9 protein-coding genes and 1 pseudogene are annotated in these 8224 nt (G+C 41.3%); 4 read left to right on the top strand and 6 right to left on the bottom strand.

The features are described 5' to 3' along the window. The 3 genes and pseudogenes from GSY47_RS12295 to GSY47_RS12305 form a co-directional block, all read right to left on the bottom strand. A partial coding sequence (locus GSY47_RS12295; RefSeq protein WP_219071318.1) for a hypothetical protein occupies positions 1 to 430 on the bottom strand: 430 nt, incomplete at its 3' end. Between the two features lie 13 nt (positions 431 to 443). After that, complete coding sequence (locus GSY47_RS12300; RefSeq protein WP_219071393.1) at positions 444 to 1127, bottom strand: conjugal transfer protein TraI; 684 nt, start codon at positions 1125 to 1127, stop codon at positions 444 to 446. A 9-nt stretch (positions 1128 to 1136) separates the two neighbouring features. After that, positions 1137 to 1595 (bottom strand): annotated as a pseudogene (locus GSY47_RS12305) (TraG/VirB4 family ATPase); the annotation flags it as partial. Between the two features lie 5 nt (positions 1596 to 1600). Between GSY47_RS12305 and GSY47_RS12310 the strand changes: the two are divergent. Beyond that, entirely contained in the window at positions 1601 to 2086 is a 486-nt protein-coding gene (locus GSY47_RS12310) for an alpha/beta hydrolase family protein (RefSeq protein ID WP_219071395.1), read from the top strand. Positions 2087 to 2153: 67 nt separating this feature from the next. Here GSY47_RS12310 and GSY47_RS12315 read toward each other — a convergent pair whose 3' ends face one another. The 3 genes from GSY47_RS12315 to GSY47_RS12325 all read right to left on the bottom strand — a co-directional run bounded on the left by GSY47_RS12315 (position 2154) and on the right by GSY47_RS12325 (position 4542). After that, complete coding sequence (locus tag GSY47_RS12315) at positions 2154 to 2447, bottom strand: DUF6520 family protein (protein WP_262902439.1); 294 nt, start codon at positions 2445 to 2447, stop codon at positions 2154 to 2156. A 5-nt stretch (positions 2448 to 2452) separates the two neighbouring features. Next, positions 2453 to 4033 (bottom strand): MauE/DoxX family redox-associated membrane protein, encoded by a 1581-nt coding sequence (locus GSY47_RS12320; RefSeq protein ID WP_219071397.1) that lies wholly within the window; start codon positions 4031 to 4033, stop codon positions 2453 to 2455. A gap of 218 nt (positions 4034 to 4251) precedes the next feature. After that, the gene (locus GSY47_RS12325; protein ID WP_219071301.1) at positions 4252 to 4542 is read right to left on the bottom strand and encodes a hypothetical protein; all 291 of its coding nucleotides are present in this window, start codon (positions 4540 to 4542) and stop codon (positions 4252 to 4254) included. Positions 4543 to 4947: 405 nt separating this feature from the next. On the opposite strand from GSY47_RS12325, the gene GSY47_RS12330 reads away from it, so the two are divergent. The 3 genes from GSY47_RS12330 to mobC all read left to right on the top strand — a co-directional run. After that, positions 4948 to 5340 (top strand): plasmid mobilization protein, encoded by a 393-nt coding sequence (locus GSY47_RS12330; protein ID WP_219071189.1) that lies wholly within the window; start codon positions 4948 to 4950, stop codon positions 5338 to 5340. Then, positions 5325 to 6575: a relaxase/mobilization nuclease domain-containing protein gene (locus tag GSY47_RS12335; protein WP_219071188.1), complete on the top strand. Its 1251-nt coding sequence runs from the start codon at positions 5325 to 5327 to the stop codon at positions 6573 to 6575. Before GSY47_RS12330 ends, GSY47_RS12335 begins: the two co-directional genes overlap by 16 nt. Positions 6576 to 6587: 12 nt before the next feature. Then, on the top strand, positions 6588 to 8224 hold a 1637-nt coding region (gene mobC / locus GSY47_RS12340), incomplete at its 3' end, for a conjugal transfer protein MobC (protein WP_317197926.1).

Consider the following 8224-nt stretch of genomic DNA (forward strand, 5'->3'; position numbering starts at 1 on the left):
TAACAGCCAGCAGCTCATCGAGAGTCTGGCTGCAGTTCTGCAGCAGTTTCCCAAAAGACCTCTCTATATAGTCCAGTTCAGTCCCATGAAACAAATCAGCAGTTTTAAGATCTTCCAGAGTCTTTCGGCAGAGCTTCATTATTTTAAACTGCATGGAAATGATCTCTGCGGTTTTATAATAATTTCTCACCTTTGGATTGATCTTTAAAAGTGAGGTAAAATAATTACCATGCAGGCTGAGTTCTCCTTTTCTCTCATCCCCAATAAAATTGAGTCCCTTTGATACTGCCGAATATCCTTTTTTTGCATAGTCGATATAGACCTGAAGCGCCGCTATCTGAAGGATTAGTTCTTTCCTCTGCTTTGCCTGCCCGGTCATACTATGGCTAAAAACACAGAGCGTTGTTAGTATTACAGCTATCTTTTTCATGTTTTTTATTGAATTATGGAATTCCGTAAAATTGTTTCACCTGGTTTACATCTGCTTCCGTTTTAGCCCTCTGCAGGCTCAGCAGTATGTTCTGCTGGTTAAACATGGTAAGGTCATTGTAATTTGCATCAATCTGATCTGCAGCCTTATTGATAATTTCAAGACGTTTTAGATCGCTCATTTGAGTAGCAAAAGAATCCAGAATCAAAAAAATCTGATCGATATTCTTCACACTTTCTTCCAGTATTCCAGTGTAAACGCGCTCCATATACTGGATTTCGCTGTCTTTAAAATGGGTATCCTGCTTAAAAAGATTCCAGGCTCTTTCATATTCCTGAACAAGCTGTGTCTGCTTTTTGGTAATCTCTTTTATCCTCTGGTAGTAGGTAATAATTGATTTTACTTTTGCCAGCTCTTCATAGTAGCCTTTGTAGAGATCTTTTTGTTTCTGAGTCCAGTCCGAGATTTCATCAAGCTTTAATTTGGATAGGACATTTTCCACCTGCTTCTGTGCGTTCTGAAGCCAGATCGTCTTATTCTGCAGTTTCTGGATTCTAAGATCGATTGCTTTGATTACTTTCTTGGTCACAGCCTTTACAATCTCTAATATCGGCAGCGCCATGACTTTCTCAGCAGGTCTTGCCGGGGTGCTTACCAAAAGCAGGCAGACCAAACTGATAATTAATTTCTTTTTCATCTTTCCTTTTCATTTAATTCCATTTTTGATATCCTGAGCCAATGCGACTATTCCTTTCTTGATATCCCCGCCAAACTTCTTCGCATAGGCATTCATTTTCACTTTCTCGCTTTCCTCTGTTGTATAGGCTAAATATTCCTCCAGCGAAACTTCTGTCCTGTAGACTTTTGAAAGCATCCCTCCCAGAGAGATAAATACTTCTTTATATTTCCTTGATGGATCATTGGCCTTATTTACAGACAGAACAAGTGCCTTTTCTTTCTCTGTAAGTCCAAGCAGTTCCTGAATCTGGTCAAACTTATTCTGATATTTACTCTGATCCAGCAGGATCTTGCAGTCGCTGTTGTTGATAATAGCCTGTTTTACCACAGGCGAAGAAATAATATCTTCCACTTCCTGAGTTACCACAATTGCTTCACCAAAAAATTTACGAACAGTCTTAAAAAGATACTTTATATACTCGGCAAGGTCTAATGGGACACTCTTTCGGAGGCTATGAAACGGCATTCATAGTGACCCAGACACCAATGTTTGCAGCGGCTGTTGCAGGCGGGGCAATTACGGACCTGAACAGTTTTTATTACAGCGTAGGTAGATCCGGCAACCCCAATATGTGGCGATTTGAAAAAGAGCTTTGGAACATGGGGGGACCGCCCAACGAACTGGCACTGGCGTATCACGCAAATTCACCGATTGTCCATGCTGAAAAAATTCAAAATCCGCTATTGATCTGGACCGGTAAAGCAGATGCCCAGGTAAATTATTCGCAGAGTCTGGAATTGTATCTGGCACTGCGCCGTTTTAAGAAAAAAAGCATATTGCTTGTTTATCCAGAGGAAGATCATGTGCTGATGAAACCAGAAAATCAGACGGACATTACGCTGAGGATTCTGGACTGGTTTGCCTATTTTTTAAAAGACGACCGCTCTGCTAAATGGATTACGGATGGAACCCGTTAGAACTAATTTATGAAGACAAAAAAAAATGCAGTCCTTTAGGGACTGCATTCTCCTTTTACAAGAAAAACTACTGTCCGTTTACAACACGAAAGTAAGGTCTGACACAGTTATTTTCATTGTCTTTCTCATAAGCTATCGGACCCGTAAGATCATTCAGGCGGCAGAGCTGCGGTTTGACTATATCAGAACACTGGATCGGCGGTGTATCACAGCTTCCATCCGAATCTGGAATATATCCCCATTGCAGAGCGGCAGTTTCCGCTTTTGCCGCACTCTGCATTGAAGTGGTGGTAAATGCTCCCGCAATTGCCAGCACTCCTGCCGCTAAAGGCATAACATGTTTTAAAATTGCTTTTTTCATGATATTTAATTTAGAGTTGTATTTCGATCTACTTTTTCTACAGGTTTCGATCTCTTTCCTGTCACCGGCGCCGGTAAATTTTCTATATCTTTAATCTCTTTCTTTATCTGACTCTTTAACTGGTAGGATACCAGATCATTGCCGATGATGGCATATAGATGCGTTTCGGTTACCATAAATGAGTTCAGGGTATTGGAGGTCGTCTGAAAAATCGGAAAACTGAAAAGGTATGCCCCAGTATTTATATTGTACAGGTCAATGATAAAGGATCGTTTCCAAAGCTTTTCATCTTCATACCTGCCCTTTACGCGTGAATAGACAAAGAGTAGATTTTTAAGAACAGTCGCATCTGCATTCACCACAAAAGAGGGCGATGACATGGCATGCTGCCTGCCGTTTTCAAGTACAGCGCTTTTTAATTTTGCGTGGCTAACCGTGTCGATGGTTTTACCGCGTCTTATGAGTTTTCCTCTAGGGTCCGCTGTAATGAATTCATTGCGGTAATAATAGAGATAAACCGCCTTTGCCACATCCTCGCTGTAGAGCAGCGTGCCGTCCGTATCAAAAATACCGTCAATTTGTTTCTGCAACAGCCCTCTGTTATAGGAGACCTTAGGTATGCCATTCAGATCATAGATTCCGATGACATTTTCAAGCCCCTTTGAATTGTTTGACCTGAATACTGTCCGCGTGCTGTCTATGGGAACGGCTTTAGTAAAGTAAGGAACTCCTTCGAACGTCTGATCTATAGTCCAAGTTTTTAAATCACCTCTTAAAATGATCGGAACGCTGCCATCAGAAACATAAAAATACTGCTTCCTCACAGTGATGCTTACCATACTGAAGGGTATTTTTTCAGGATCCAGATTAATTTTTATCTGCTTCCTGTCGCGCAGGTTCTGGTCCATTGAAATTATCGCCGCAGGATACATGTAGTTACCCAAATATATTCGGTTGTTTGCGTATCCCGCAAAGTAATAGGAATTGTGGTTGAGCTGCTCTGCTGAGGAAAACTCAACCGGATGTTTCGGATACCTTCGGATAAAAGGATTATTCTCATGGATTGCCTTTTCTGAACTTATAAATAAAACAGTGACAGAAGCGATGCTCAGCACAATAATTGGTAAAATAAGCTTCATGCTTTTAAAGGCAGTAATCCCTTGCTCTCTCTTCTGTTCCAGTAGGATCGCCCAGACTGCCAATAAGGCAAATATGAAGTTGAATGCAAGATGAACATTCCAGCTCATCTTCTCCAAAATTCCTCCGCAGGAACAGGGTATAAAAGAGCTGAAATGAAGAATTATAAATATATAAGCCGAAAACATACTCATCAGGCAGAGGGCTGCTAAAAGACCGATAATTCGAAATCTACTAACTGCCAGAATGAATGCAGTAAGAAGCTCCAGTATAATAACCCACCAGGAAACCCAATGGGCATAAATGCTCAGCAAAGGAGACTGCCCTATCTGCACCTTAAAATTTTCAAAATCTAGTAGCTTGCTCACTGCCGCATAAACAAATAATAAGATATACAGGTAAGATATCGTCAATACCATATTCTTCTTTATTAAGTCGCTTGAATACATATCTCAGTGATTTATTTGTGTTAAACTACGCTTTTTTAAAACTGTCGCTTGTTTTATAATCCATTACAAATTTAAATGAGATAATTCTTATACATACTTTAAAAATCAAGCCAAAATCTTTGAAAATCAGGCAATTTTACTTTTTAGCTGATACAAAAAAAAATGCCTGCACTTTGTAAGAATCGTGCAGGCATTTATTAATAATGTTTGTTTTGGGATCAGCCTTTAATCGAAGCGCTGATTTCTGCAAGTTTTTCATGAACGTCTATAAGACCAGCTTTCTGAAGGAACTCCTCTGACAGGCTCTCCAGTTCTGCTTTCCTCTGTTCACTTACACTCTCTAAAAGCATCGAAGACCCTTCCCTGATCTTCAGACCATCCTGTATGAGATGGCTTAACAGGAGCACATTTTTTCGTGAAATTTTCAGATCCATTTTCACAGTCTCATTCATTCCTGGTGTACTTAAAATGGTTTCAAATACTTTGGCTACATCATTTGCTGTAATCATAATTCATCATTTAAAAATTAATACTTAGCTCAGTGTAAAATTAAAAAGGATCTTCCCTATTCACCCTACTCAAAATTTGGGGAGGATTGCAGGGCTTGCCATCCTTTTCTAATTTAGCTCTATCTTAAGCCCAATACTGAATTTCAAAGCCCTTTTTTAGTGCGCGATTAAAGGGTGAAGATTAACAGCAGCTGGTTTACATGATTAAGGAACTGTAAGACCTTCACATAAACTTAAAATATGGCTCTAAGGGGCTTTATTAAAGCTTTCGTACTGCGGCTTTCTGCAGTCAGCAAGATGTCTGGTTGTATCACAACCAAAAATCTTGCTGCCCATCTGCTCGGAACTCGCTGGCAGTAAAACTTTCAGATATAATGAAATGGATAGAATGAAAAAGAGAAGATTATGGAAGAGCAAAACAGCGGCAGAAACAGATGGCTCCACATCCGGCTGACCAAAGAAGAATTGGATTTTATTGATAAAAATTTCAAGGCATCAGTCTGCCGCAAACGCAGTGATTTTGTGCGCAGAAATCTCTTGCGTAAACCCATTGTAATGAAGTACAGAAATGAGTCATTAGATAAGCTTTTGCAGGAGCTTATCCAGCTACGGACACAGCTGAATTTCATGGGCAATAATTTCAATCAGAGCGTTAAAAAACTCCATACCCTTTTTGAAATTTCCGATTTCAGAATATGGATATTGTCTTTTGAATCAGACAGGAACAGATATTTTTCCCTCATTGAAGAAATAAAAAAAAGCATTGAAAATCTCGCTCAAAAATGGTTGCAGTCATAAATACAGGACAATCGATAAGAGGCATTTTCTTCTACAATGAGAACAAAGTTTCGCAAGGCTGTGCTGTGTGCATCGGCGAGGGAAATTATCCGATGGATCTTGAAAAAATGTCAGAAAATTTTAAGATCGGCGTATTTTTAAAACAGCTTCAGCTCAATGAAAATATCAAGCGCTCCGCAGTGCATATCTCACTGAATTTTGACCGCTCGGACACGGATTTATCAAAAGAAAAACTCATGCAGATTGCTTCTTCTTATATGGAGAAAATTGGATTCGGCTCGCAGCCTTATCTGGTTTATCAGCATCACGATGCAGGACATCCGCATATCCATATTGCTTCGATAAATGTTAGAGCAGACGGATCAAGGATCAACATGCACAACATTGGAAGAAACCAGTCTGAATCGGCTCGGAAAGAATTGGAAATCTCTTTTAATCTGATTCGGGCAGATTCGAGAAAAAAACAGAGTCCTGCGCTTATTAACGCCATTGATGCGGAAAAAATAAAATATGGGGCGATGGATTCCAAAAGAGCCATCAGCTCAGTATTGAATGCGGTCATTCCGAATTACAAATATACCACGCTGGGCGAGCTCAACGCAGTATTGAACCTCTATAACGTCAAGGCAGAAAGGGGAAAGGAAAATTCAAAAATGTTTCAGAACAAAGGGCTGGTCTACCAGATTCTGGACGGGAATAAAAAGACTGTCGGGGTTCCGATAAAAGCCAGCAGTTTTTATTCCAAGCCTACCCTTTCCCAGCTTGAAATTAATTTTGCTGCGTCCAAAACTTCGCGTGCGGTAAACATGAAAAGAACCCGAAATGCCGTGGATCTGCTGCTCTTGAAATACCCTTCCATCACGCTCTCGCAGCTTGAAACCCGGCTGGCTAATCAGGGTATCACCGCTGTAGCCAGAAAAAATGAGAACGGTTTGATCTACGGCATGACCTACATAGATCATAACACAAGATGCGTATTCAACGGAAGCAGTCTGGGACCTGCTTATGCAGCCAAAGGACTCCTTGAGCGTATTGGCGGATCTTCTGAATTTGGAAAACAGTCGGCTGTTTTAGACAGAACAGCTAAGAGTCAGGGATCTTTTATTTCCGCAGCCGAGGTGCAGCGGATAATTGATGATGTGCTGTATGCAGGAACACCGTCAGATTACGTTCCCAAACAGCTTAAAAACAAGCGAAAAAAAAGAAAAAGAAAAGGACCTTCCGATAACAATTAACAGGCAGAAATCATGAGCATGCAGACAGGAGAAAATGAACAGGCGCTTAGAAAGATTTTAGACATGACAAGACTGATGGGCATCGCAGTGTTGCTCATCCATTTTTATTTTTACTGCTTCGATTCGTTCAGGCAGTGGAACCTTGCGCCTGATTTTGCCTGCAGAATTCTGGAGAATATCCATCGAACCGGCCTTCTGGAGAGCTTCCATAAATCAAAGCTTTTTGCCCTTGGACTGCTGGTTATTTCCCTTATGGGCGCCAGAGGAAGAAAAGATGAAAAACTGCATTTTAAAACCGCGTTTTATTATATCGGCCTTGGACTGATTTTTTACTTTGGTTCTTATATCGCTTTTATAATATTTGCGGATACTGAAGTATGTTCTGTTATGTATATTTCCTTGTGTTCTCTGGGTTATCTGCTGTCGCTTTCCAGCGGCACCCTACTCTCTCGCATTATCCGCAGAAAGCTCTCCTCAGCAGATATTTTCAATAAGGAAAATGAAACTTTCCCTCAAGAGGAAAGGCTTATCGAAAATGAGTATTCCGTTAATCTTCCTGCCCGCTATCACCTCAAAGACAAAGTGCGCAGCAGCTGGATTAACATCATAAATCCCTTCCGCGGGATTCTGGTTCCAGGAACTCCCGGATCTGGAAAATCATACTTCGTAATCCGCCATGTAATTACCCAGCACATCGCTAAAGGTTTTTCCATGTTCATCTATGATTTTAAGTTCGACGACCTCACTATTATTGCTTATAATGCCTGGCTGAAATTCCGTCATCTTTATGCCGTGGAGCCCAAATTTTACATCATAAATTTCGATGACCTATCCAGAACCCACAGGTGCAATCCTCTGGACCCAGCGGCAATGACCGACATTACCGATGCTGCTGAATCGGCACGCACTATCCTTATGGGGCTCAATCGGGAATGGATCAAAAAACAGGGAGATTTCTTTGTGGAATCTCCAATAAATTTCCTGACGGCGGTCATCTGGTACCTTAGAAAATACAGCGATGGCGAGTACTGCACCCTGCCCCATGTCATTGAAATGATCCAGACCGATTACGAAAGTCTTTTCACTCTTCTGAGAACCGAAAAAGAAATCGAAGTGCTGATCAATCCCTTTGTAAGTGCGTTCCTGAACGAGGCAGTCGACCAGCTGGAGGGGCAGATTGCTTCGGCTAAAATCTCGCTGGCTAAACTCTCTTCGCCCCAGCTTTATTATGTGCTTTCGGGCAGTGATTTTACCCTCGATATTAATAATCCATCTGATCCGAAAATTGTTTCAATGGGAAACAATCCGCAGAAAATACAGACTTATGGGGCAGTGCTTTCCCTTTTTGTCAGCCGTCTCATCAAACAGGTAAACCAGAAGGGAAAACTCAAAAGCAGCCTTATTTTTGACGAGTTCCCCACTATCTATCTCAACAATATAGACAGTCTGATTGCGACGGCAAGAAGCAACAGAGTGAGCACCTGTCTGGGGATTCAGGACTTCAGCCAGCTTCGTAAGGATTACGGCCGTGAGCAGGCTGACGTGATTGTCAACATTGTTGGAAATATTGTATCAGGACAGGTCAGCGGGGATACGGCCAAACAGCTCTCAGAGCGTTTCGGAAAGATAATGCAGGACCGCGAAAGCCT

Source organism: Flavobacterium quisquiliarum (assembly GCF_019308285.1).
GTDB lineage: Bacteria > Bacteroidota > Bacteroidia > Flavobacteriales > Flavobacteriaceae > Flavobacterium > Flavobacterium quisquiliarum.